Origin of the sequence: Streptomyces sp. (assembly GCF_035645055.1) — a bacterium.
GTDB lineage: Bacteria > Actinomycetota > Actinomycetes > Streptomycetales > Streptomycetaceae > Streptomyces.
This window is the reverse complement of record NZ_DASQNH010000012.1, coordinates 46,469-70,038: the sequence shown is the minus strand read 5'-3', so window position 1 is coordinate 70,038 and position 23,570 is coordinate 46,469. Positions and strand designations below refer to the sequence as shown.

General features: G+C 72.8%; 18 protein-coding genes and 1 riboswitch. Of the genes, 9 read left to right on the top strand and 9 right to left on the bottom strand.

Features of this window, described 5'->3' with window-relative positions; all coding sequences use genetic code 11:
- Positions 1 to 2 precede the first annotated feature (2 nt).
- From VE614_RS03385 to recQ, 3 genes are all read left to right on the top strand, one after another.
- A complete protein-coding gene (locus VE614_RS03385) occupies positions 3 to 1,574 on the top strand; it encodes an NADH-quinone oxidoreductase subunit M (protein ID WP_324931664.1) in 1,572 nt (523 codons plus the stop codon).
- On the top strand, positions 1,571 to 3,229 hold the full coding sequence (gene nuoN / locus VE614_RS03380; RefSeq protein ID WP_324931661.1) for an NADH-quinone oxidoreductase subunit NuoN: 1,659 nt from the start codon (positions 1,571 to 1,573) through the stop codon (positions 3,227 to 3,229). Before VE614_RS03385 ends, nuoN begins: the two co-directional genes overlap by 4 nt.
- 528 nt (positions 3,230 to 3,757) lie before the next feature.
- Complete coding sequence (recQ, locus tag VE614_RS03370; RefSeq protein WP_324931695.1) at positions 3,758 to 5,791, top strand: DNA helicase RecQ; 2,034 nt, start codon at positions 3,758 to 3,760, stop codon at positions 5,789 to 5,791.
- Positions 5,792 to 5,806: 15 nt separating this feature from the next.
- On the opposite strand, the gene VE614_RS03365 is transcribed toward recQ, so the two are convergent.
- Together VE614_RS03365 and fahA are read right to left on the bottom strand one after the other, a co-directional pair.
- Positions 5,807 to 6,745 (bottom strand): M56 family metallopeptidase, encoded by a 939-nt coding sequence (locus tag VE614_RS03365; RefSeq protein ID WP_324931658.1) that lies wholly within the window; start codon positions 6,743 to 6,745, stop codon positions 5,807 to 5,809.
- Positions 6,746 to 6,953: 208 nt separating this feature from the next.
- Positions 6,954 to 8,165 (bottom strand): fumarylacetoacetase, encoded by a 1,212-nt coding sequence (gene fahA / locus VE614_RS03360; protein WP_324931655.1) that lies wholly within the window; start codon positions 8,163 to 8,165, stop codon positions 6,954 to 6,956.
- A 303-nt stretch (positions 8,166 to 8,468) separates the two neighbouring features.
- On the opposite strand from fahA, the gene VE614_RS03355 reads away from it, so the two are divergent.
- Positions 8,469 to 9,347, top strand: a complete 879-nt coding sequence (locus VE614_RS03355; protein WP_324931652.1) for an HAD family hydrolase — start codon at positions 8,469 to 8,471, stop codon at positions 9,345 to 9,347.
- Here VE614_RS03355 and VE614_RS03350 read toward each other — a convergent pair.
- Together VE614_RS03350 and VE614_RS03345 are read right to left on the bottom strand one after the other, a co-directional pair.
- Positions 9,311 to 9,808 (bottom strand): transglycosylase SLT domain-containing protein, encoded by a 498-nt coding sequence (locus VE614_RS03350; protein ID WP_324931649.1) that lies wholly within the window; start codon positions 9,806 to 9,808, stop codon positions 9,311 to 9,313. The two genes, VE614_RS03355 and VE614_RS03350, sit on opposite strands and share 37 nt — an antisense overlap.
- A 3-nt stretch (positions 9,809 to 9,811) precedes the next feature.
- Positions 9,812 to 9,983: riboswitch (cyclic di-AMP (ydaO/yuaA leader) on the bottom strand.
- A 282-nt stretch (positions 9,984 to 10,265) separates the two neighbouring features.
- A complete protein-coding gene (locus VE614_RS03345; RefSeq protein ID WP_324931646.1) occupies positions 10,266 to 12,260 on the bottom strand; it encodes a CocE/NonD family hydrolase in 1,995 nt (664 codons plus the stop codon).
- A 239-nt stretch (positions 12,261 to 12,499) separates the two neighbouring features.
- Between VE614_RS03345 and VE614_RS03340 the strand changes: the two genes are divergently transcribed.
- The 4 genes from VE614_RS03340 (at position 12,500) to VE614_RS03325 (ending at position 16,873) form a co-directional block, all read left to right on the top strand.
- Positions 12,500 to 13,510: a polyprenyl synthetase family protein gene (locus tag VE614_RS03340; RefSeq protein ID WP_086733070.1), complete on the top strand. Its 1,011-nt coding sequence runs from the start codon at positions 12,500 to 12,502 to the stop codon at positions 13,508 to 13,510.
- 222 nt (positions 13,511 to 13,732) lie between these two features.
- Entirely contained in the window at positions 13,733 to 14,962 is a 1,230-nt protein-coding gene (locus VE614_RS03335; RefSeq protein ID WP_324931638.1) for a DUF2092 domain-containing protein, read from the top strand.
- Between the two features lie 65 nt (positions 14,963 to 15,027).
- Positions 15,028 to 16,002, top strand: a complete 975-nt coding sequence (locus VE614_RS03330) for an ABC transporter ATP-binding protein (protein ID WP_324931635.1) — start codon at positions 15,028 to 15,030, stop codon at positions 16,000 to 16,002.
- The gene (locus VE614_RS03325; RefSeq protein ID WP_324931632.1) at positions 15,989 to 16,873 is read left to right on the top strand and encodes an ABC transporter permease; all 885 of its coding nucleotides are present in this window, start codon (positions 15,989 to 15,991) and stop codon (positions 16,871 to 16,873) included. Before VE614_RS03330 ends, VE614_RS03325 begins: the two co-directional genes overlap by 14 nt.
- Positions 16,874 to 16,876: 3 nt before the next feature.
- Here VE614_RS03325 and VE614_RS03320 read toward each other — a convergent pair whose 3' ends face one another.
- Both VE614_RS03320 and VE614_RS03315 read right to left on the bottom strand, forming a co-directional pair.
- A complete protein-coding gene (locus tag VE614_RS03320; protein ID WP_324931629.1) occupies positions 16,877 to 17,455 on the bottom strand; it encodes a flavodoxin family protein in 579 nt (192 codons plus the stop codon).
- A gap of 340 nt (positions 17,456 to 17,795) precedes the next feature.
- Positions 17,796 to 18,266, bottom strand: coding sequence for a hypothetical protein (locus VE614_RS03315; protein WP_324931625.1), 471 nt, complete (start codon positions 18,264 to 18,266; stop codon positions 17,796 to 17,798).
- 179 nt (positions 18,267 to 18,445) lie between these two features.
- Between VE614_RS03315 and VE614_RS03310 the strand changes: the two genes are divergently transcribed.
- Complete coding sequence (locus VE614_RS03310) at positions 18,446 to 19,708, top strand: tetratricopeptide repeat protein (protein WP_324931622.1); 1,263 nt, start codon at positions 18,446 to 18,448, stop codon at positions 19,706 to 19,708.
- A gap of 19 nt (positions 19,709 to 19,727) precedes the next feature.
- Here VE614_RS03310 and VE614_RS03305 read toward each other — a convergent pair whose 3' ends face one another.
- The 3 genes from VE614_RS03305 to VE614_RS03295 form a co-directional block, all read right to left on the bottom strand.
- Positions 19,728 to 20,204: a VOC family protein gene (locus VE614_RS03305; protein WP_324931619.1), complete on the bottom strand. Its 477-nt coding sequence runs from the start codon at positions 20,202 to 20,204 to the stop codon at positions 19,728 to 19,730.
- A 54-nt stretch (positions 20,205 to 20,258) separates the two neighbouring features.
- A complete protein-coding gene (locus VE614_RS03300; RefSeq protein WP_324931616.1) occupies positions 20,259 to 22,532 on the bottom strand; it encodes a hypothetical protein in 2,274 nt (757 codons plus the stop codon).
- Positions 22,533 to 22,714: 182 nt separating this feature from the next.
- Positions 22,715 to 23,407, bottom strand: coding sequence for a DUF3800 domain-containing protein (locus VE614_RS03295; RefSeq protein WP_324931613.1), 693 nt, complete (start codon positions 23,405 to 23,407; stop codon positions 22,715 to 22,717).
- Between the last annotated feature and the right edge of the window lie 163 nt (positions 23,408 to 23,570).

Here is a 23,570-nt window from a genome sequence, read left to right as displayed (position 1 = left end):
CGATGTCCTTTCCCCTGCTGACAGTGACGGCGGCGCTCCCGGCGCTCGGGGCGGTGGCCACGGCCGCCGTCCCGGCCGCGCGGCGCACCGCCGCCAAGTGGCTGGCGCTGCTCGTCTCGCTCGCCACCCTCGCCCTCGCGATCACCGTCCTGGTCCGCTTCGACCCGGACGGCGACCGCTACCAGCTCACCGAGTCCCACTCGTGGATCGCGGACTTCGGAGTCCGCTACGAGCTGGGCGTGGACGGCATCGCGGTCGCGCTGATCGCGCTGACGGCCCTGCTCATCCCGTTCATCATCCTCGCGGGCTGGCACGACGCCGACCCGCTGGAGACCGGCAGCAAGCGGTGGCGGCCCACCCAGGGCTTCTTCGCGCTGATCCTGGCCGTCGAGGCGATGGTGATCCTCTCCTTCGAGGCCACCGACGTCTTCCTCTTCTACATCTTCTTCGAAGCCATGCTCATCCCGATGTACTTCCTCATCGGCGGCTTCGGGGACCGTGCCCACGAGCACGGGGAGCAGGCGGCGGCCACGCAGCGGTCGTACGCGGCGGTGAAGTTCCTGCTCTACAACCTGGCCGGCGGTCTGATCATGCTGGCCGCGGTGATCGGGCTGTACGTGGTCGCCGGGAACTTCTCGCTCACGGAGATCGCGCAGGCGCGCGCGAGCGGCGAGCTGGACATGGCGACCAGCACCGAACGCTGGCTGTTCCTCGGCTTCTTCTTCGCCTTCGCGGTGAAGGCGCCACTGTGGCCGCTGCACACCTGGCTGCCCAACGCCATGCAGGAGTCCACCGCCCCGGTCGCCGTCCTCATCACCGCGGTCGTCGACAAGGTGGGCACCTTCGCGATGCTCCGCTTCTGCCTCCAGCTGTTCCCGGAGGCCAGCAAGTGGGCGACGCCCGCGATCCTCGTCCTGGCCCTGATCAGCATCATCTACGGGGCGCTGCTCGCGGTCGGCCAGCGGGACATCAAGCGGCTGATCGCCTATGCGTCGATCTCCCACTTCGGCTTCATCATCATGGGCATCTTCGCGATGACCAGCCAGGGACAGTCCGGCGCCACCCTGTACATGGTCAACCACGGCATCTCGACCGCCGCGCTGATGCTGGTGGCGGGCTTCCTGATCTCCCGGCGCGGCTCGCGGCTCATCGCCGACTACGGCGGAGTGCAGAAGGTCGCCCCGGTGCTGGCCGGCACGTTCCTGATCGGCGGCCTGGCGACCCTGTCACTGCCCGGACTCGCCCCGTTCGTGAGCGAGTTCCTGGTCCTGGTCGGCACCTTCGCGCGCTATCCGGTGATCGGCGTCATCGCCACCCTCGGCATCGTGCTCGCCGCGCTCTACACCCTCGTCCTCTACCAGCGGACGATGACGGGCCCGGTGAAGCCGGAGGTGTCCGCGATGCCCGACCTCCGGGTGCGTGAGCTGGTGGTCGTCGCCCCGCTGATCGCGCTGCTGATCGTGCTGGGCGTCTACCCGAAGCCGGTCACGGACATCGTCAACCCGGCGGTCGAGCAGACCATGTCGGACGTACAGAAGAAGGACCCCCAGCCCGAGGTGGAGGCGGCCAAGTGAGCGCATCAGCCGTCCACAGCCTGTGGACAACGGCGGCCACCGCGGCCGACCCGATCTCGAAGATCGACGCGCCGAAGATCGAGTACGGGCAACTGGCGCCCATGCTGATCGTCATCGGCGCGGCGATCGCCGGCGTGCTCGTCGAGGCGTTCGTGCCGCGCAAGTCCCGGTACTACGCGCAGATGTTCGTCTCCGTCGTCGGCCTCGCCGCCGCCTTCGCCGCGGTCGTCGCGCTCGCCGCCGACGGATACGGCACCACGAAGGCCCGGATCGCGGCGATGGGCGCGATCGCGGTCGACGGTCCGGCCCTGTTCCTCCAGGGCACCATTCTGCTGGTCGCGCTGGTCAGCCTGTTCACCTTCGCCGAGCGGCGCCTGGACCCGGCGGCGCACGGCAACCGGGTCGACTCCTTCGCCGCGCAGGCCGCCTCCGTGCCCGGCAGCGACAGCGAGAAGGCCGCGGTGAAGGCCGGGTTCACCACCACCGAGGTGTTTCCGCTGCTCCTCTTCGCGGTCGGCGGCATGCTCCTCTTCCCGGCGGCCAACGACCTGCTGACGCTGTTCGTGGCCCTGGAGGTCTTCTCCCTCCCGCTGTATCTGCTGTGCGCGCTGGCCCGGCGCAAGCGGCTGATGTCGCAGGAGGCCGCGGTGAAGTACTTCCTGCTCGGCGCGTTCGCCTCAGCCTTCACCCTGTTCGGCATCGCCCTGCTGTACGGCTACGCGGGCTCCATGTCGTACGGCACGATCGCACGGGTCGTCGACGGCACGGTCACCGACGTCACCCCCGCCCTGGCGAACACCATGGGCAACGACGCGCTGCTGCTGACCGGCGCCGCGCTGATCGTGATGGGTCTGCTGTTCAAGGTGGGCGCGGTGCCGTTCCACATGTGGACCCCGGACGTGTACCAGGGCGCACCGACCCCGGTGACCGGGTTCATGGCGGCGGCGACCAAGGTGGCCGCGTTCGGCGCGCTGCTGCGCATCCTCTACGTCGTCCTGCCCGGCCTGCGCTGGGACTGGCGGCCGGTGATGTGGGGCGTGGCGATCGTCACGATGCTGGGCGGCGCGATCGTCGCGATCACCCAGACCGACATCAAGCGGCTGCTGGCGTACTCGTCGATCGCGCACGCGGGATTCATCCTCGCGGGTGTCATCGCGACCACGCCGGACGGTGTCTCCTCGGTCCTCTTCTACCTGGGCGCCTACTCCTTCGTGACGATCGGCGCGTTCGCGGTCGTCACCCTGGTGAGGGACGCGGGTGGTGAGGCGACGCACCTGTCCAAGTGGGCCGGGCTGGGGCGCAGGTCCCCGCTGGTCGCGGCGGTCTTCGCGGTGTTCCTGCTGGCCTTCGCGGGCATTCCGCTGACCTCCGGGTTCGCGGGCAAGTTCGCCGTGTTCAAGGCGGCGGCGGAGGGCGGCGCGGCCCCGCTGGTGGTGGTCGGTGTGATCTCCTCGGCGATCGCGGCCTTCTTCTACATCCGGGTGATCGTGCTGATGTTCTTCAGCGAGCCCCGGCCCGAGGGCCCGACGGTCGCCGTGCCCTCGCCGCTGACCATCACGGCGATCACGGCGGGCGTGGCGGTGACGCTGGTGCTCGGTGTGGCACCGCAGTACTTCCTGGACCTGGCGGGTCAGGCGGGGGTGTTCGTGCGCTGACGCACGCCGCACACGGCTGCTGCCCGGCCCCGTCATAGGTGCCGGGCAGCGGTGTACGGACTGCCTGCTGTCCCCTGTCCCGGAGCGTCCGACCTGCGTGAGGACCAGGTCCGCGGGGGAACGGGACGTCCACCTTCATCCGCTCCCGGCAGGATGCCGATACTGGCGCAGGCGCCCGTGGCGGGCTCCAGCTCGAAGACGTGCACCGCCGCACGCCCCCTCTCGTTTTCGACCCGCCGGTAGTGGGGGATGCCGGCCCGGGCGGACTCCCGGAGACTCCGAAGAGCAGGCTCCCGCCGATCAGTTTCCGTGTGCGGAGGCGCGCCGCTCATCAGTGCTCCCATGAGGACGGCGTCTCGCCGGCGCATTCGACTGTCCACCGGAAACGCAGGTCTCCCGCGAACGTGTGAACGGTGATCGTGTCCCTGACGTGATACGCACGGTGCCTGTGGATAACTTCCGGGGCTGTCGGCGCGGCCCCCTATCGTGGAGGCAGTGGTCGAGGGACGACGTACGGGGGGCACGACGATGGGCGGGACGGGCGGTATCGCCGAGATGGCAGTGACACAGACCGAGACGCTGGCCACGCTGCACAGGGTCTTCGGGTACGAGGCCTTCCGCGGCGAGCAGGAAGCCGTCATCGAGCATGTGGTGGCCGGCGGTGACGCCGTGGTGCTCATGCCGACCGGTGGTGGCAAGTCGCTGTGCTACCAGATCCCGGCCCTGGTCAGACCGGGCACGGGAGTGGTCGTCTCCCCGCTGATCGCGCTGATGCAGGACCAGGTGGACGCGTTGCGGGCGCTCGGCGTGCGGGCCGGGTTCATCAACTCCACGCAGGACTTCGGCGAGCGGCGGGTCGTCGAGGCGGAGTTCCTGGCGGGCGAGCTGGACCTGCTCTATCTGGCCCCGGAGCGGCTCCGCGTGGAGGCCACGCTGGACCTGCTCTCCCGTGGCAAGATCTCCGTCTTCGCGATCGACGAGGCGCACTGTGTCTCCCAGTGGGGACACGACTTCCGCCCCGACTATCTGGCCCTCTCCCTGCTCGGCGAGCGCTGGCCGGACGTCCCGCGGATCGCCCTCACGGCGACGGCCACCCATGCCACGCACCAGGAGATCACCCAGCGGCTGAACATGCCGGCGGCCCGGCACTTCGTGGCGAGCTTCGACCGGCCCAACATCCAGTACCGGATCGTGCCGAAGGCCGACCCGAAGAAACAGCTGCTGAGCTTCCTGAGCGAGGAGCACCCGGGCGACGCGGGCATCGTGTACTGCCTGTCGCGCAACTCGGTCGAGAAGACGGCGGAGTTCCTCTCCCGCAACGGCATCGAGGCGGTGCCGTACCACGCGGGCCTGGACGCGGGCACGCGCGCCGCCCACCAGTCCCGCTTCCTGCGCGAGGACGGCCTGGTGGTGGTCGCGACCATCGCCTTCGGCATGGGCATCGACAAGCCGGACGTCCGGTTCGTCGCCCACCTGGACCTGCCGAAGTCGGTGGAGGGGTACTACCAGGAGACGGGTCGCGCGGGGCGCGACGGACTGCCGTCCACGGCCTGGATGGCGTACGGCCTCAACGACGTGATCCAGCAGCGCAAGCTGATCCAGTCCGGCGAGGGCGACGAGGCCTTCCGGCGGCGGGCCCAGGCCCACCTCGACGCGATGCTCGCGCTGTGCGAGACCGCCCAGTGCCGGCGAGGCCAGCTGCTCGCCTACTTCGGCCAGGAACCGGCCCCGAACGGCTGCGGCAACTGCGACACCTGCCTGACCCCGCCGGAGACCTGGGACGGCACGGTCGCCGCGCAGAAGGTGCTCTCGACGGTGGTGCGGTTGCAGCGGGAGCGCGGGCAGAAGTTCGGCGCGGTGCAGATCATCGACATCCTGCTGGGCAAGCGCACCGGCAAGGTGATCCAGTTCGACCACGACCAGCTGTCCGTGTTCGGCATCGGCGACGAGCTGACCGAGGGCGAATGGCGGGGCGTCATCCGGCAGTTGCTGGCACAGGGCCTGCTCGCGGTCGAGGGGGATTACGGCACGCTGGTGCTGACCGAGGCCAGCGGGACGGTGCTGCGCCGGGAGCGGGAGGTGCCGCTGCGCAAGGAGCCGAAGAAGCCGGTGACCGTGAAGGCGTCGGCGTCCTCCGGGCGCGGTGAGCGCAAGCCGAAGGCGGCCGCCGCCGCCGAGCTGCCCGCGGAGCTGGTGCCGGCCTTCGAGGCGCTGCGCGCCTGGCGGGCCGAGCAGGCCAGGGAGCAGGGTGTCCCGGCGTATGTGATCTTCCATGACGCGACCCTGCGGGAGATCGCCACCGTGTGGCCGACCTCGGTGCGCGAGCTGGGCGGGATCAGCGGCGTCGGCGAGAAGAAGCTGGCGACGTACGGCGAGGGCGTCCTCGCGGTGCTCGCCGATCTGGACGGTCCGTCGGCCCGGGCCCAGGACCCGGCCCAGGCTCCGGCGCCCGCGAGCGCCGACACGCCCCCGGCAGCGGCCACCGGTCACGAGCCCGAGGACCCCTTCGGCCCGCACGACTGGCCCGACGAGGAGCCGGAGCCGGACTGGACGCAGGGCTGAGCACGGGCGCGGGACTCAGCTGAGTGCCGTCAGCCCCGGCGCGAAGGTGATCAGCAGTGGCAGCAGGGGCACCAGGGCCGCCACCGTCGTCGTCAGGGCCCGGTGGCGGCGGCCCAGCCGGGGCGGCGGCTCCAGCAGCCGGTCGACGCGCTCGCCGAGCAGCCGGTGACTGGAGGCGCAGGACAGCACACCCCGGTGCTGGTTCAGCTCGATCAGGGCGAGCGCGGTGGTGAGGTGACCACAGCGCCGGGAGGCGGTGTCGTCGGCGGCCAGCTCCACCAGCCGGTGCGTCTGGTCGCAGAAGTGGGCGAACAGCGGGACGCGCGGGAAGCCGGTGGCCAGGGCGGTCGACAGATGCAGCAGCCAGTCGTGGCGGGCCCGGGCGTGACCGCGCTCGTGCGTGAGGACGGCGTCGAGCTGGTGGTCGGTGAGCCGGTGCAGGGCGCCGGTGGTGACGACCAACTGCGCCGGGTGGCCCGGCAGCCACCAGGCGTCCGGGTACTCGTCCTCCAGGACCAGGAGCGGCCCGCGCCCGGCCGGCAGCCCGGCGGGCAGGTCGGGGGCACGTTCGCGCAGGTGGGCGCGGGCCTGGCCGCGCCGGCGGCGAGTCTCGACCAGTTCCCGCCCGAGCATCGCGGTGGTCCAGGCGGCTCCGCAGGCCAGCAGCAGGGTGAGCGCGGCGGCCCAGGGCGGCGCGGCGGACAGGTCGTAGGCGGCGGTGACGGCGGGCGGGGCCGGGGCGAAGACCTGGTCGCGGACGGTCTGGAAGACGGCCGCCGCACCGAGTGTCAGCGCGGTCAGACAGCACAGCAGGACGGTGGCGACCAGGCACTGCCACACCCACAGCGCCACCACCGGCTCCCGTTCGGGCCAGGCGGCGCGGGTCAGCGCGCGGGGGACCGGCACGGCGGCCGTCAGGGCGAGGACGCTCAGCAGGAGCAGGCAGACGGTCATGCCACGGGCTCCGGATCTGGAGTGAGGGTCGGCTTCGGGCGGTACGGGTGGCGCGGCGCGGGCGCGCGCCGTCCGCATACCGCGCCGGCGTCGCGCACTGCGCCCGCCGCCAGTATGACGGCGGGCGGGGCCCGGAGTCAGCGCCCGGACCGACGCGTTACCGGAAGTCACCCTTCCAGGGCCCAACCGGCCCGTCGGACAAGGTGGTTCAGGCGGGAACGATCGTCCCCGTCACCTCGCCCAGCCCCACCCGGGCCCCGCCCGGACCCGGTGCCCAGGCCGTCAGGGTGACCGTGTCGCCGTCCTCCAGGAAGGTGCGCTTGCCGTCGGGCAGGTCGAGCGGGTCGCGGCCGTTCCAGGTCAGCTCCAGCAGGGAGCCGCGCTGGGCGGGTTCGGGGCCGCTGACGGTGCCGGAACCGTAGAGGTCGCCGGTGCGCAGGGAGGCGCCGTTGACGGTCATATGGGCGAGCTGCTGGGCCGCGGTCCAGTACATGGTGGAGAAGGGCGGCTCGGAGACCACGTGGCCGTTGACGGCGACGGAGATGCGCAGGTCGTAGCCGCCGGGCTCCTCGTCGGCGTCGTCGAGGTAGGGCAGCAGCTCGTGGGTGCGCTCCGGGGGCGCGACCCGGGCGTCCTCCAGGGCGTCCAGCGGGGTGATCCACGCGGACACGGAGGTGGCGAAGGACTTGCCGAGGAACGGGCCGAGGGGCACGTACTCCCAGGCCTGGACGTCCCGCGCCGACCAGTCGTTGAGCAGGCACAGCCCGAAGACGTGCTCCCGGAAGTCGCCCAGCGCCACCGGGTGGCCCATCCGCGAGGGCACGCCGACGACGAAGCCGACCTCCGCCTCGATGTCCAGGCGGACGGACGGCCCGAAGACCGGGGCGGGATCGGCGGGGGCCTTGCGCTGGCCCGACGGGCGGATGATCTCGGTGCCGGAGACCACGACCGTGCCGGAGCGGCCGTGATAGCCGATCGGCAGGTGCTTCCAGTTGGGGGTGAGCGAGTCGGGGGCGTCCGGGCGGAACATCCGGCCGACGTTGCGGGCGTGGTTCTCCGAGGCGTAGAAGTCGACGTAGTCGGCGACCTCGAAGGGCAGATGCAGGGTCACCGACGACAGGGGGTGCATCAGCGGCGCGACGGTCTCGCGGTGGGAGGGCACGGTCACCCAGGCGGTGAGCGCGCGCCGGACGTCCGACCAGGCGGTGCGGCCGGCCGCGAGCAGCGGGCCCAGCGTGGGCCGGGCGAGCAGCGAGGCGTACGGGGAGCCGAGCGCCAGGGCCGCCGCGCCCGCGTCGAGCACATGGTCGCCGAGCCGGACGCCGACGGTCCGCTGCTCGGAACCGGCGGGCGAGAACACGCCGTACGGAAGGTTGTGCGGACCGAAGGGGTCGCCCTCGGGGACATCGAAGGGGGGCATGGGGTACTGCCTCACTTTCGTACGCGCGGTCCATGCGGTCGCGCCACACGTTACGGCGGTGATCCCGGTTTGGGCAGTGCCCAGAATGCCGGTCATGCCGCCAAACGTCCTCCACCGCCCCCTGCCACCCCGGGAACTCCCGGATCCGCTGGGGCGGGTTGGCGGCCTCGGTGGCCTCGACCTCCCAGCCCGGGCGGTCCACGCCGAAGACGGCCACGGAAGAACCACGTGGGGGTGAAAACCGGACGGCGGGAAGGGAGTTGAGGGCGAGCGGGGCGGGCGCGCGGTCCGTATTCTCTGATCATGGCCCCTCCCACCGCATATGCCGCGCGCACCGCCGCGTACTCCCTCATCGCCACCGACCTCGACGGCACCCTGCTGCGCGGCGACGACACGGTCTCCGACCGGTCGCGCGCCGCCCTCGCCCGGCTGGCGGCGGCCGGCGCCCGGCATCTGGTGGTGACCGGACGGCCGGCCCCGCGGGTGCGTCCGCTGCTGGAGGACCTGGGCGGCACGGGGCTGGCGGTGTGCGGGCAGGGGGCGCAGCTGTACGACGTGGGCGCGGACCGGCTGCTGTGGTCCGTGACCCTGGACCGGGAGCTGGCGGAAACCGCGCTCGGCAAGATCGAGGCCGAGGTGGGGCAGGTGTACGCGGCGGTCGACCAGGACGGGACCGACGGGCTGACACTGATCGAGCCGGGCTACCGGATGCCGCACCCCACGCTTCCCGCGGTGCGGGTCGGGCGGCGCGGTGACCTGTGGGGCGAGCCCATCAGCAAGGTGCTGCTGCGGCATCCGTCGCTGAGTGACGACGAGTTGGCGGGCGTGGCCCGCGCGGTGGTCGGCTCACTCGCGACCGTCACCATGTCGGGGCCGGGGACGGTGGAGCTGCAGCCGTGCGGCATCACCAAGGCGACCGGCCTGGCGCTGGCCGCCGAGCACCTGGGGCTGCGCCCCGAGGACACTCTCGCCTTCGGGGACATGCCCAACGACATCCCCATGTTCGACTGGGCCGCCCACGGCGTGGCGATGGCCAACGCCCACCCCGAACTCAAGGCGGTGGCCGACGAGGTGACCCTGTCGAACGAGGACGACGGCATCGCCGCCGTCCTCGAACGGCTCTACGGTGAGGCGGAGTTCGTGGCTCAGTACGCGCCGAAGACGTTGTCGATGGAGCCGTAGCGGTCGGCCGCGTAGTTGCAGGCGGCGACGATGTTCGCGACCGGGTCGTACGGGTCGTAGGCCGTGCCGGGCACGTGGTACGCGGCGAAGGTGGGGTCGATGACCTGGAGCAGGCCCTTGGAGGGGGTGCCCGCGGCGGCGTTGGAGTCCCACAGGTTGATGGCCTGCGGGTTGCCGGAGGACTCGCGCATGATGTTGCGGTAGATGCCGTCGTAGCTGCCGGGGATCCCGTGCTGGGACATGACCGACAGGGCCTGGCGGATCCAGCCGTCGAGGTTGTTGGGGTACGCCGTCGCGGCGGTCGTCGCGGCCGGGGTGGCCGCGGCGGCGGTGGTCGCGCCGAGCAGCGGCAGCGCGAGCACGGCGGCACCGGTGCCGGCGACGGCGAGGGTGCGGGCGAGGCGGGTGCGGCGGCGGCTCTGGGTCGAGCGGCTGTTGACGGGCTGGCCCTGTGCAGGCATGGCGAATGTCCTCTCCGACGCCTGCGAGGTGAGCTGTCGGGTTCGGGCCGGAAGATGCCCGGCCGCGCGCCTGGGCGCACGGCTTCACCCCAAGCCGTTCCGGGACGATGCCCGGACCGGCGTCTTACCTGGGTCCCCCGCTCCTGCCGTACGAGTGAGTTCGCGGATGGGTGACGCGGGCGGTGGCAGGATTCGGCGTCCGCCCGACGGAGCGGGAACGTATGCGAGAGCCGGTGTCCGGAACAAGTAGCGAAATCACCTATCGCGCCCGTTGGCCGTGATCACCGTGTATGAGGCACTTGATCCATTACGGCCGGTGCGGCTCAACTGGCGGTGCGGGACGAGGAATTCGGAGAGAGCTGTGAGGAGGATGTGACCGAGCCCTCGTGAGCCAACTCACGCGTGAGCACAAGAGCCGCAAAAACGGGCAATCCTCTCAAGGTGTGTCAACTTCCCGTCAGCCCGCGGTCCGTGGGATCCGCTTCTCCCAGGTGCGATGGAAGACCACCTCTCCGCCTTCCGTGCATATCACCTCATTCACGGACAGAAAGGACTGGGCGTCGCAGCTCAGCTCCGAGTGGGTGCGCACGGTCGTGTCCCAGGCCGGTTCCGGCCGGTGCAGCCGGACCGACCGGTCGGAGCGGACGCGGGCGGAGAGCGGATCGTCCTCGCGGATCACGCAGGTCTCCGTCGCCTTCTCGGTCAGCTCCAGTCCGTCCGGGTGCATACGGACGCCGTCCTGCCCGGGGGTGCTCTCCAGGCGCCACTCGCCCCTGGCCACGTCCCGCACCACCAGCCGCCCCGGACGGGGCTCGTCCAGCGTCGCGGGGACGCTGACCCCCAGCGGCGGGGCCTGCTCGGGCTCCTCGAAGACGATCGTCTCCGCGGCGCCACGCGCGCGGACCGGCAGTTCGAGGGTGCTGCCCGCCGGGTCCAGGGTGAACCCGGCCGCCGTGTCCGGCTGCGGCCAGAGCCACGGCCAGTACGCGGAGCAGACGGCGAGCCGGATGCGATGGCCGGGCGGGAAGGCGTGGCCGATGCCGTCCAGCCCGAACAGCACGTCCTCCGTCGCCCCCGGCTCCCACGGCACCGCGCGGTCCGGGCCGCGGCGCGCCGAGAGGTTCAGCACACCCCGGGTGACCAGCGTCGACGCGCCGTCCGGGGCCACGTCGCAGAGCCGGGCGATCACCTGCCCGCGCGGCACCTCGCAGGTCAGCCGCAGCCGCACCCGGGGCCGCCCCAGCACCCAGGTCTGCTCCGCCACCGCGAACTCGAAGCAGGCCGAGCGCGCGTCCTCCTCCCGCTGGTCGGGCGGCAGGTCGGCGTCGTCGCCGAGGGGGCGGAACCGGCCGGCGTCGAGGCCGGTGCGCAGGGGGGACCGTACGAGGACGGGGGCGCCCTGGAGGGCGTACGTGATCGGCGTCACGTTCGGGGACGGCCAGGCGGGCTCCCCGACCCAGCGTCCGGGCAGCGCGGGGTAGGTGGTGGCCGGGCGGTGGGAGTCGCTGACGTACGCGCGCAGCGGGGGCTCGTCCAGGACGCCGGTGTCCGCCCCCTTCAGCCAGTGGTCCCACCAGCGCAGGGTCTCCTGGAGGAAGCCGATGGCCGGGCCGGGCGGCAGACCCCGGTCGGGGTACTGGTGGGACCAGGGTCCGATCAGGCCGCGGACGCGGTCGGCGGGCAGGTGCTCGACCAGGCGGAGCACGGTGTCGCGGTGCGGGTCGTGCCAGCCGCCCACCGCGAGCACGGCCGCCCGGATCGCGCCGTGGTCCTCGCGGACGCTGCCGTGCCGCCAGTAGGCGTCCCGCGTCTGGTGGGCCAGCCAGGTGTCCGCGAAGGGCTCGACCGCCTCCAGGCGCCGCAGCCACAGCTCCCGCCAGCCCTCGCCGGCGTACCGCGGGTCCGGCGGGCGGCAGGCCAGGGCGAGCAGCGCGGCCGCCCGTGCGTGCATGTCCTCCGCGAGGACGGAACCTCCCCGGTAGTGCGCGTCGTTGTCGTATCGGTCGTCCGTGGCGCAGACCGTGACGACCGCCTTCAGCGGCTCGGGCGCGAGGGCCGCGATCCGGAGGGAGTTGCCTCCGCCCCAGGAGATGCCGAACATGCCGACCCCGCCGTCGCACCAGGGCTGGTCCGCCAGCCAGCGCACCAGCTCGGCCCCGTCGGCCGCCTCCCGCGCGGAGCCCTCGTCCGCGGGCAGCCCCTCGCTGTTGCCGTACCCGCGGATGTCGACCCGGACGGAGGCGTAGCCGTGGCCCGCGTACCAGGGGTGGCGCTGGGCGTCGCGGGGCGCGGTCCCGTCGGTCAGGCGGTACGGCAGGTATTCGAGGAGCGCCGGTACGGGCTCGTCCGTCAGCGGGCGCCACACGCGCGCGTAGAGGAGGGTCCGGTCCGGCAGCGGGATCCGGACGTCCTCGTGAGTGATCTCGTAGGGGAAGGACGTACGGATGTGCATGGGCGCGACCCCGTCCGGCGAGGAGGAGTACTGAGCGTGGCGGCAGGGGGAAGTCGATGAATATCCGTTCTTATGGCCTGATCAAAAACATACCGGGCGTGGTCCGATACCGCCCGTGCTGTAACCGTGGGCGGCATCAGTGATCGAAACGTGACCGGATACGCTGACTTGAGTGAAGGCAGCGACGTATCGACAAACCGCGTAATCGCCAGTAGACACCAGCAGACAGGAGACCCCTCGTGACCGTCGTCGGGCCGTTCGGGCTGAGCGTGCGGGACCAGGCTCTGGAAGCCGATGTCCAGGCCGGATTGGCGGCTGTCGAGGAAGGGTTGCTCGAAGCCACCAAGAGCGAGGTCCCGTTCATCACGGAGGCCGCGCAGCACCTGGTGCGGGCCGGCGGGAAGCGGTTCCGGCCGCTGCTCGTGATGCTCGCCGCGCAGTTCGGCGACCCCTACGCGCCGGGCGTGGTGCCCTCCGCCGTCGTCGTGGAGCTGACCCACCTGGCCACGCTGTACCACGACGACGTGATGGACGAGGCGGCCGTACGGCGCGGGGTGCCCAGCGCCAACACCCGCTGGGGCAACTCCGTCGCCGTGCTCACCGGCGACTTCCTCTTCGCCCGCGCCTCCCACATCCTCGCCGACCTCGGCCCCGAGGCGGTCCGGGTGCAGGCCGAGGCCTTCGAGCGGCTGGTCACCGGGCAGATCCTGGAGACCGCGGGCCCGCAGGACGGCCGCGACCCGGTCGATCACTACCTGGACGTGCTCGGCGGCAAGACCGGCTCACTGGTGGCCGTGTCCTGCCGGTTCGGCGCGATGATGTCCGGCGTCGACGAGTCGACCGTGAACGTCCTCACCCAGTACGGGGAGCGCCTCGGCGTCGCCTTCCAGCTCGCCGACGACGTGCTCGACATCGCCTCCGACTCGCACGAGTCCGGCAAGACGCCGGGCACCGACCTGCGTGAGGGCATCGCCACCCTGCCCGTGCTGCGGCTGCGTGAGCAGGCCGCGCGCGGCGGGCGTGCCGAGGACCTCGCCCTGTGCGAGCTGCTGGAATCCGACCTCAGCGACGACGCCCGGCACGCCCGGGCACTGGCGGCCCTGCGGGCGCACCCCGCGCTGGAGCAGGCCCGCCGGGACACCGTGCGCTACGCCGAGGAGGCGCGCGCGGCGCTCGCCCCGCTGCCCGAGTGCGACGCCAAGCGGGCCCTCCAGGAGCTGTGCGACGCGGTGGTCCACCGCGCGGGCTGAGCCGCGTCAGGGCCCCTGCCGGGGCCGTCACCCCTACGGGTCGGGGGAGATCCCGGCCCCCCGTGTCATACCCCAGCAGTACGCGGAGTTGATTCCGCGGTCTGACGAAAGCCGTGCCCGCTTTTGGTCAGATGGAGACCACAGAGGGAAAGCACGGAAAAACAGCCAGTACTCACCCAATCGGGTGAGAATGGGCGGGTCGACGACGGAGGTAGGGCACACATGGCACCGTACGAATCCGACGACAGCACGACCGCACGGCGGCGCAAGGCCGCCCGGTACGTCGTTCCGGTCGCGGTGGTGGGGGTGGCGGCCGGAACCATCGGGCTCGTCCCCGCCCTCGCCGACTCCGGCAGCCCCGATCTGCCGAAGATCACCGCGGAGCAGCTCATACAGAAGATCGCCGAGTCGGACGTGCAGCGGCTGTCCGGCACGGTGAAGATCACCACCGACCTGGGTCTGCCCGACCTGGGCGGCCTGGAGGGCGCCCTCGGAGGCGCCGGCGCGCCCGGTGGCGAGGGAGACGGCTCCGCCGCCGACCCCTCCGCCAAGCTCACCGAACTGGCGACCGGTACCCACACCCTGCGCGTCGCGGCCGACGGCCCCGACCGGCAGAAGCTGTCGGTGCTGGAGGACGCCGCCGAGTACAGCCTCATCCACAACGGCAAGGACGTCTGGGGCTACGACAGCGCCTCCAACGAGGTCTTCCACGGCACCGCGGGCGACGCCGGGCAGCACAGCGCGGAACCCCCCGCCACGCCCAAGGACTTCGCCGACCAGGCCCTGAAGGCGGTCGGCGACACCACGTCCGTCACCGTCGACGGAACCGCGCAGGTCGCCGGGCGGGACGCCTACAAGCTGCTCATCGAGCCCAGGCAGTCCGGGTCCACGGTCGGCGCGATCAGCATCGCGGTGGACGCGAAGACCGGCCTGCCGCTGAAGTTCACCCTCACCCCGGCGAGCGGCGGCGCCGCCGTCGTCGACGCGGGCTTCACCAAGATCAGCTACGCCAAGCCCGCCGCCGCCACGTTCGACTTCACCCCGCCCAAGGGCGCCAGGGTCACCGAGGAGAGCGAGAGCCAGGCCGGGCGGCAGGTCACTCCCCAGGAGGAAGAAGACCTGGCCAAGGGCCTCGAAGAGGGCTTCGGGAAGGACACCGGGGGCCCCGGGGGCTCCGAGGGGATGAAGGTGATCGGCGAGGGGTGGACCTCCGTCGCCGTGCTCGACACCGGCGGCGCGGGCATCCCCGGCGGCCTCCCCAGCGGCGACGCGGCCGGCGGCGACCTGGGCGGCTTCCTCGACTCCCTCGGCGACCGGGTGAAGGGCGACTTCGGCTCCGGCACGGTCTTCAAGACCCGCCTGATCAACGCCCTGATCACCGACGACGGCACGGTGTACGCCGGTGCCGTCACCAAGGAGGCGCTGGTGAAGGCCGCCGAGTCGGAGCGATAGGACCGGGACGGAGGCCGGCACCGGCACCGGCACCACGGAGCAGTTCGGCCTGAGTGAGGGAGTCCATGAGCGAACCGCCCGCCACGGCACCGGACGGGGACGGCGCGGGTGACGACGTCATCGTCACCCGCGCCCTCACCAAGCGCTACCGCGGCGGACAGCTCGCCGTCGACGCCCTGGACCTGACCGTCCCCGCGGGCAGTGTCTTCGGCTTCCTCGGCCCGAACGGATCGGGCAAGACCACCACGATCCGCATGCTGATGGGCCTGATCGAGCCGACCTCCGGTACGGCGCGGGTGCTCGGCAGGCCCATGCCCGGGGCCGCCCGCGCCGTACTGCCGCAGACCGGCGCCCTCATCGAGGGCCCGGCCCTGTACGGCTTCCTCTCCGGCCGCGACAACCTGCTGCGGTACGACGCCGCCGACCCCACCGCCGACCCGCGCACCCGGCGGACCCGGGTCGCCGCGGCGCTCGACCGGGTGGGGCTCACCGCGGCGGCCGGCAAGAAGGCCAAGGCGTACTCCCTGGGGATGAAGCAGCGCCTCGGCCTCGCCGCCGCCCTGCTCCAGCCCCGCAAGCTCCTCGTCCTCGACGAGCCGACCAACGGCCTCGACCCGCAGGGCATGCGGGAGATCCGCACCCTGGTGCGGGAACTGGCCGACGACGGCACCACCGTCTTCGTCTCCTCCCACCTGCTCGACGAGATCGAACAGGTCTGCACTCATGCCGCGGTCATGGCCAAGGGACGGCTGATCACCCAGGGCACGGTCACGGACCTCGCGGCCGGGCTGCGCGGCCGGCTGGTCGTGACCACCCCGGACACCGGGGACGCGGCCCGGGTGCTGAAGGAGAAAGGCGTCGCCGACGTCGTCGTGGCGGAGGAACGGGTCAGCGGGGAGGCCCCCGAGGGGGAACTCGCCGACCTCACCGCCGCGTTGGTGAAGGCAGGGGTCCGGGTGCGCGGCTTCGGCGTCGAGCGGGCCTCGCTGGAGGACGCGTTCATGGCGCTCACGGGGGAGGGGTTCGATGTCGCGGGCTGAGACCGGCACGCCGGTCGTGCGCACACCGAGTCACCTGTGGTCCCTCGGTCTCTTGGGCAGCGAGCTGGTCACCACCTTCCGGCGCTGGCGCACCCTCGCCCTGCTGGGCGTCCTGGCCGCGGTGCCCGTGCTGGTCGGGATCGCCGTGAAGATCGAGACCGGCGACGGCTCCCCGGCCGGCGGCGGGGGCGGCGGCGCGGGTCCGGCCTTCATCGCCCAGGTCACCAACAACGGCCTGTTCCTGGTCTTCACCGCGCTCGCCGCGACCCTGCCGTTCTTCCTGCCGATGGCGGTGGGCGTGGTGGCGGGCGACGCGATCGCCGGCGAGGCGAACGCGGGCACCCTGCGCTATCTGCTGGTCGCCCCGGCCGGCCGGACCCGGCTGCTGCTCACCAAGTACGCCACCACCATGGTGTTCTGCCTGGCCGCCACCCTGGTGGTCGCCCTGTCGGCGCTGGCGGTCGGGGCGCTGCTCTTCCCGCTCGGCGACCTCACCACCATCTCCGGCACCCGGATCGGCTTCACCGAGGGACTGGGCCGCGCGCTGCTGATCGCGCTCGCCGTCGCCGCCTCACTGACCGGCATCGCGGCGCTCGGGCTGTTCGTCTCGACGCTGACCAACAGCGGCATCGCCGCCATGGCGACGACCGTAGGCCTGCTCATCACGGTGCAGATCCTCGACCAGATACCCCAGCTGGACGCTCTGCACCCGTACCTCTTCTCCCACTACTGGCTGTCCTTCGCCGACCTGATGCGCGAGCCGGTCCTCTGGGACGACCTGAGACGGAACCTCGGCCTCCAGGCCCTGTACGCGGCCGTCTTCGGCTCCGCGGCGTGGGCGCGGTTCACGGCGAAGGACATCAACGCCTGAGCGTCACTCCCCGGACGGGAAGCGGGCGAGCGGGGCCTCCTGCGCGAAGAAGGTCTTGGCGCGGGCCAGCGCCTCGGTGTCGTGCAGCACGTCGCCCGGCCTGCTGCCGTTGCCGAGCAGCACACCGCCGAAGCGCATCCCCATGTACGCCGCCGAGTGGTTGAGCGTGCCGATCAGCGGACCGGCGACCACGGCCTCGGTGGCGAGGGCGGTGACGCCCCACAGGGCGCGCCCGGCCATCGCCGCCCGGAAGTCGACGCCCGGCGTGCGCAGCCAGGCCGACCAGTGGTCCAGATAGCGCTTGGTCGGCGTGGTCACCGAGTACCAGTACAGCGGTGAGGCGATCACCAGGTCCGTCGCGGCGAGGGTGGCCTCGCGCAGCAGGACGGCGTTCTCGTGCTCGGGCTGGGCGGCGTCGGTACCGTGCCGCCGGTCCTCGAAGTCCGGCAGCGGGTGCTCGGCGAGGCTGATCCAGCGCTGCTCGACGTCCTCGGGCAGCTGCTCGGCGGCCCGGCGGGCCAGCAGTTCGGTGTTGCCGTCACGGCGACTGCTGCCGAGCAGGAAAAGGAAGCGACGGGACAAGATTCCCCCTGGGATCCGCGGTGTACGACGACGAGCCGGTGCCCGGCATCCTATGCAGCCGCATGCAACAGCCGTTCATTCCACCACTCCCCGTCCCTGGCAGCCCTGCCGCGGGGGCCGCCCGTAACTCGGCCCCGGTGGTCGCTCGGCGGCCTTGCCGCAGTGGCCGCCTGGATCCCGCCATGATGGTGGCCTGGAGCCCGCCGTGGTGGTCGTCCGGCGAGCCGGTCTCGGTGGTCGCCCGGGCCCGCCCGCCGCAGCGGAGGCCCGGAACCCGCCGCTGTGCCGCCGGACGGCCCCGCCTCCGCGGCCGCCCCTGCCGGCTGCCGCGGCTCCGGTCTCAGCGGCCCGCCCCCGTCAGCCGCGCCAGCGCTTCCGTCCCCCGCGGCGGCCCCCCACCCAGGTCGCCCAGCCGCCAGTCGGAGACCCACGGCACCCGGTACACCCCGACGGCCGCCTCCACCTCCCCGATCCGCCGCGCGAGCGGACGCGGTAACCGGCCCGGCGCGTCCGCGACGAGCACGGCGCCCGCCAGACCCAGTCCTCGCGGTACCTCGCCGTCCCGGAAGTCCGCCAGGGCCCGGGCGACCGCGTCCAGGCCCGCCGCGTGCGTACGGCCCACCAGCAGCACCGCCGGCGGATCGGCGGGACCCGGCCAGTCACGTCCGCAGTCCTGACCGCCGTACACCGCCGCCAGGGTCGACACCCCCGACCCGCCGTGCGCGCCGACCCACGAGAAACGGCGGGGCGGCTCGCTCGCCACCGGCCCGCGGATCCAGATCTCCGGTCCCCGCTGCCCGCCCGTCCGCATGCCTGCTCCCTCCCTCGCCTCCCTCGATCCTGCCCTGCCGCCGAGGGCGTACGGTGACCGGGGGCCGGGCCTTGGGACGAGGCTGTGACACCCCGGTGACCGGAGAACCGAGGCGCAGCGGAGAGACTCGGCGATAGGGTCTGCCACCATCTTGCGGACGCGTTCAAGTGAGGGAACCGATGTCTCGACTCAGCCGCGAGAAGCAGCCGGAACCGCAGCGCCACGGCGCGTCTCCGGCGACGCCGATCGACGTCCGTGTCTTCGCCGGGGGCGGAAGCGGTCCGGGTTCCGGCGCGGTGACGGTCGGGGGGACACCGCTCGCCCCCGCGCCCGGCGAGGAACCGCAGCAGTGCGTCCTGAACCACCTCCACCGCATGGCCCTCGCCACCGGCCGCTCCGTCCTCGCCACGATTCGCGACGAGCGCATCGGCTACGTCGTCCCGCTCCGGGTCGATCCGGACGGCTCCAGCCACTTCACCGCCAACCCGTCCCCCACGGCTGTCCCCGCCGACGCCCCCACCGGCGACCCCGCCGCGGGCCGCACCGCCGAGCCCACCCCGGACGGCGCCACCCGGATCCTGCGGATCCCGCGCGGCACGGAGCCACAGGAGCGCCCCGCTCACGCCGCTCCCCACCCCCGGGACACGCACGAGCCGACACCGGACTCCGCGCCCACCTTCCGCCTGCGCGCCGTGCCCGAGCCGATCCCCCAGCCGCAGCCGATCCCGCAACCGCAGCCGATCACCGAGCCCCGGCCGATCCCGCAACCCCCGCACACCCCGGGCACGGTCATGCCGCCCACGGGCGCGTTCGGCCCGCCGCCGGTCATGGACGGCACGGCCCGGGTCACCGACGGCCCGGCGCAGTTCAAGGAGTCCGACCCCGACCCCAAGCCCACCCCGCCCCGTGGCTTCGACGCCGTGGCCGAAGCGGTGCTCGGCGATGACGTCCCCGAGCCCGCCGCCGTGCCGACCCCGCTCTCCGAGCCCCTGGCCCGCATCGGCGACGCCGTCAAGGAGGGGCGGATCGATGCCGCCTCCGCGCTCGCCGAGCAGGCCCTGGGAGACGGCGCGACGACGCTGGGCCCGGACCACCCGGAGGTGCTGCGCCTGGGAGAACTGGCCGCGTACGTCGCCTACTTGGCCGGTGACCCGCTCCGCGCCTTCCGGCTCTCGGTCGACCTGGTGCGTGCCCGCCGCCGTACCGGCGACGCGGAGGCCGCCTACGGCAACGTCCAGAGCGCGGCGACGGCCTGGCGCGCCGTACGCGACCCGCTGCTCGGCCAGGACCTCGGGCACGAGCTGCTCGCCCTGTGGACCGAACTGGCCGCCGAGCCCGGCCCGGCCGCCGAGGAGGCCGAGCAGCTGGAGTCGGCCCGCACCCGGATGACCCGTCTGGCGGAGCGCGCCCGCAAGGCGGCCGGGCAGCCGCCCGCGGAGTGACCCGCGGCGGCCGGTCCGGCTACTGCACGCAGAACTCGTTGCCCTCCGGGTCCGCCATCACCACCCATGAGCCGCCCTGCTCCGCCACCTCCCGCAGCACGCTCGCGCCCAGCGCTCGCAGTCGCTCCACCTCCGCGTCGCGGCGGCCCTCGCCCGGGTGCAGGTCCAGATGGATCCGGTTCTTGACGGTCTTCGGCTCGGGGACGCGCTGGAACAGCAGCCGCCGGCCCAGGCCGGTGCCGGTGTCCTCGTCGTACGGGTCGTCGGGGTGGCGTACGGCGATCAGGTCGCGGAAGGCGGGGCGGCCGTGGAAGTCCACGGTGGCCGCGGCGGGCAGCGCGCCGGCGTCCAGCAGGCGCCGGACCAGCGCGCTGTTGTCCTCCGCCAGGTAGCCCAGCGCGGCGGCCCAGAAGTCGGCCTGGCCGTGCGGGTCGTGGGCGTCGATGACGAGTTTCCAGTGCACGGGGGCGGGCGCGGACGCCGGTTCCTGTGTCATGCGTCATTTATAGGCGGGGGCACTGACAACGGCCCGTGGCCACCGCACCCGGGCTCAGAGACCGGCGTCCTCCGTCTCGTCGTCCTCCGGCTCCTCCGGCTCCTCCGACTCCTCAGCCTTCTTCGGGTTGTGCTGCTCGACGGTGGCGACGATCTCCACGGCGTTGTCCCGCAGCGCCGCCCACTCCTCCGCGTCCCCCAGCAGCGGCGGGAAGGTCCGGTGGGCGCCCAGCCCCTCCAGGTGCCGCAGCGACTCGATCGCCCCTTCGAGCTGTTTGGCCAGCTGCTTGCGCTGGTCCTCGATGAGCTGCGCGATGGACGGCGGCCGGGCCGGGCTCTGCGGCGGCTGCTGCGCCGGACCGGTTCGCTGGGCGGGCAGGACGGTGGGCGGCACCGGTGACGAGGGGGCCGGGGGCCCGCCCGCGGCACCCGACTGCCGCAGCATCAGCTCGATCTTCTCCTCCGCACGCTCCGCGTCCGACGCGTACACCACGTCCCACGTGGTCAGCGCGCGTTCGGCGCCGCCGTCGCGGGCGATGCGGTCGGGGGCGTCGAGGTCGATCGCGACGTGCTGGTAGGGCGGGGGGACGGCGCCGGGGCCGAGCCGGGGGCGGGCGCTGGTGTTGCCCGGCATGGTCGCGGACCGGAACCGCTGGGCCGCGTGGGCGAGGAGCCACAGCCCGGCCGCGTTGTCCCGCGCGGCCAGCCCGCCGATGACGACGGAGACATCCGCCCGGAACGGCACCTTGCCGACCTGCCGGACGGCCGCCACCGCCGATCCCACGTTCCGGGTGAGCAGCTTGTCGGCGATCAGGGCGATGCCCCCGGCGACGGCGAGGGTGCACCGGGCGCCGGCGTCCCCCTTGAGGGCCGGTTCGACCAGGCTGGTGAAGTCCTCGGTGGGCACCGGGTGCCAGCCGTCGGCGAGGACGTCGGCGCAGAGCACCCCGCCGTTGCTCCAGGCGTTGCGGGCCTGGGCGAGCGCGGAGCCCTTCTCGGAACGCCAGGGCAGGTCGATGACGGGGCCGAGGAGTCCGGCGTAGCCCTTGGTCGACATGCGGCGGTCGTTCTTGATGTCCTTGGCGCGCGCCTTCAGCTCCTCGTGCAGCGGCGGCCGGGTCAGCGCGTGCACCAGGTAGACGGCCCGCCACAGGGCGGTGCCGGGGATCCGCGGGTCGTCGAAGATTTCGGGGACGGCGGCCTCGGGCAGCCGTCCGGTGGCCAGCGCGTGCACGTCCTGGAGCAGCTTCTCCATGCCCCATTCGGCGGACCGGGTCTGGGCGACGAGCTTGAGCGCCCGGGTGGCGACCTCCACGTTCTGCGCGGCGTCGTCCCACGGTTTGAACTCGACGTGCACCGAGGCGAGGATCGAGCGCAGCGCGTCGTCGAACACGTCCTCGACGCGCAGCGCGCTCAGCTCGTGGGGCTCGATGCCGACGGCGATGTGCGTGGGCACGACATACGTCTGAGCGATCCGGATGGTCCGGTCGGTGACCGCGCCGGAGGCGCCCGCCGCGTCGATCGCCGCCGTGAACTCGTCGTGCAGGCGCCGGCGGTACTCCTCGCGGCCGAGCGCGAGCCGCTGGGTGAGCGGTTTGCGGGGCTCGTTCGCGGGCTGCCGGCGCTCGGTGAGCAGGGCGTCCGCGGCTTCCTCGGCGATCTCCTCGTTCTTCAGAGCGGCGCCGCCGAGCACCTTCCAGGCGCTCGCCAGCCGGGTGATCCCGTCCCGGGCCACCAGCGCGGTCACCGGCTCGTCGCCGTCCTCGAACTCGAAGACCGCCGGATGCACGATCAGCGCCCGGGTCACCCGGCGGGCCAGGATGGACTCCGCGTAGGAATTGCGGTGCAGAGTGATGTTGAGGGTGTGCTTGACGTGCTCCCACAGGTGGTTCCGGTCGCGGTAGCGGTAGCGCAGCAGGGCGAGCGGATGGTCGCCGTCGGCCTCGCCGATCACCTTCGGGTCGTCGACGTCCAGCTTCTCCTGGCTGGTGCGCGGCTGGATGCCGGGGAACAGCTCGCTCAGCCACACCCGGGAGTGCACGGACCGCAGGGTGGCGCCGTCGACGTGCTCCTCCAGCAACAGTCCGGATCCGTCGCTGGTGGGCGGGCGCAGCTGGTGGGCGACGAGCATGGGCGCGGTGCTGGCGCGGGCCACCGCGTGCCAGGCGTCCTCGGTGAGTCCGGCGTGCGGGTTGGCGGCGCCCGCGCGGACGAGTTTGGCCCGGTCGTCGACGGCGGAGGCGCCGGGCAGGGTACGCGGGAAGTCGGAGACGACGACCGTCTCCTTGCCCCACTCCACTGTGATCGGGCGGCTGGTGGGCTTCGGCATGGACCCTCCGTGGTGGGCGGTTGGTGTGGAAGACTGGACGTGCGGTTCTGGCCCGAGGCTCGGGTCCAGGTCCGGCCCGGCTGGACCCCGGCCGAGTGCTGGGGTCCAGCCCCTTGTCCGTTCGGGCCGCGTCCGGCCCCTGGCTCGTGCGGCGCGTCCGGCCCCTGAGGTGCGCGGCGGCGTCAGAGCGCGCGCGGGCCGTCGGCGCCGGGCAGCACGGTGCCGAACCAGTCCCACATGAAGCGCCGGTTCTCCTGTTTGGCGATGTTCTGGTATGCGGCGTAGGCCACCATGTCGGCGGCCTGGAGCAGATGGTTCTCGCGGGCGGGCCGGAACACGGGGTCGCCGATGATGCGGCGGCCGGCGTCGGGCAGGTTCCGGTGCGCGCGGCGCAGGGAGTGCTCGGTTCCGTCGCCGTCCACGATCAGTACGCCGTGGTGGCCGGTGGCCTCCAGTTCGGCCTGGATCTGCCGCAGCAGGGCGGCGTACAGGCCGGGCCGGTCGTGTGCGTAGTCGGTGGTCTCCCGGTACACGGCGCGGACACGTACGCCGGTGAAGCGGGCGACGGTGTGCAGGCCGCGCAGGATCACCTCGCGGGCGTGCCGGCGGTGCTGTTCGCGGTCGCTGCTGCGGGCCCGGTGGACGTACCGGCCGCGGGCGCCGGCCAGTTCATGGGAGTGCAGGGCGGCGGTGGCCGGTATCAACAGGCGCGCGTCGGCGGCGAGTTCGGCGCGGAAGCCGAGCCAGCCGGACAGGGCGTCGGCGCTGTGTGCGAGGTCGATGCCGAGGGCGGCGAAGGACACGAGCCGTCTGCCGTCGCCGGAATCGTCGACGTAGTAGAGCCGCAGCGGTGCCGCTGCTGCCGTGATGGTCATGGGGCGACCAACTCCGCGCGGAGACACACTCGGGCCGCGTCCGGCGCCATCGCCGGGCCCGTCCTGTCGGCGGTGGCCCGCCGGTGCAGGGCGTGGGGTACTCCTTCACCACGCGCCACGCCCCGTCCAGCCAACCGCAGCGGTCACCGCTCGACGGACGATC

Bases quoted from the DNA above. Each gene is read 5' to 3' on its own strand.
- VE614_RS03385 (WP_324931664.1), top strand. From the start codon at position 3: ATGTCCTTTCCCCTGCTGACAGTGACGGCGGCGCTCCCGGCGCTCGGG.
- recQ (WP_324931695.1), top strand. From the start codon at position 3,758: ATGGGCGGGACGGGCGGTATCGCCGAGATGGCAGTGACACAGACCGAG.
- VE614_RS03365 (WP_324931658.1), bottom strand. From the start codon at position 6,745: ATGACCGTCTGCCTGCTCCTGCTGAGCGTCCTCGCCCTGACGGCCGCC.
- fahA (WP_324931655.1), bottom strand. From the start codon at position 8,165: ATGCCCCCCTTCGATGTCCCCGAGGGCGACCCCTTCGGTCCGCACAAC.
- VE614_RS03355 (WP_324931652.1), top strand. From the start codon at position 8,469: ATGGCCCCTCCCACCGCATATGCCGCGCGCACCGCCGCGTACTCCCTC.
- VE614_RS03350 (WP_324931649.1), bottom strand. From the start codon at position 9,808: ATGCCTGCACAGGGCCAGCCCGTCAACAGCCGCTCGACCCAGAGCCGC.
- VE614_RS03345 (WP_324931646.1), bottom strand. From the start codon at position 12,260: ATGCACATCCGTACGTCCTTCCCCTACGAGATCACTCACGAGGACGTC.
- VE614_RS03335 (WP_324931638.1), top strand. From the start codon at position 13,733: ATGGCACCGTACGAATCCGACGACAGCACGACCGCACGGCGGCGCAAG.
- VE614_RS03330 (WP_324931635.1), top strand. From the start codon at position 15,028: ATGAGCGAACCGCCCGCCACGGCACCGGACGGGGACGGCGCGGGTGAC.
- VE614_RS03325 (WP_324931632.1), top strand. From the start codon at position 15,989: ATGTCGCGGGCTGAGACCGGCACGCCGGTCGTGCGCACACCGAGTCAC.
- VE614_RS03315 (WP_324931625.1), bottom strand. From the start codon at position 18,266: ATGCGGACGGGCGGGCAGCGGGGACCGGAGATCTGGATCCGCGGGCCG.
- VE614_RS03310 (WP_324931622.1), top strand. From the start codon at position 18,446: ATGTCTCGACTCAGCCGCGAGAAGCAGCCGGAACCGCAGCGCCACGGC.
- VE614_RS03305 (WP_324931619.1), bottom strand. From the start codon at position 20,204: ATGACACAGGAACCGGCGTCCGCGCCCGCCCCCGTGCACTGGAAACTC.
- VE614_RS03300 (WP_324931616.1), bottom strand. From the start codon at position 22,532: ATGCCGAAGCCCACCAGCCGCCCGATCACAGTGGAGTGGGGCAAGGAG.
- VE614_RS03295 (WP_324931613.1), bottom strand. From the start codon at position 23,407: ATGACCATCACGGCAGCAGCGGCACCGCTGCGGCTCTACTACGTCGAC.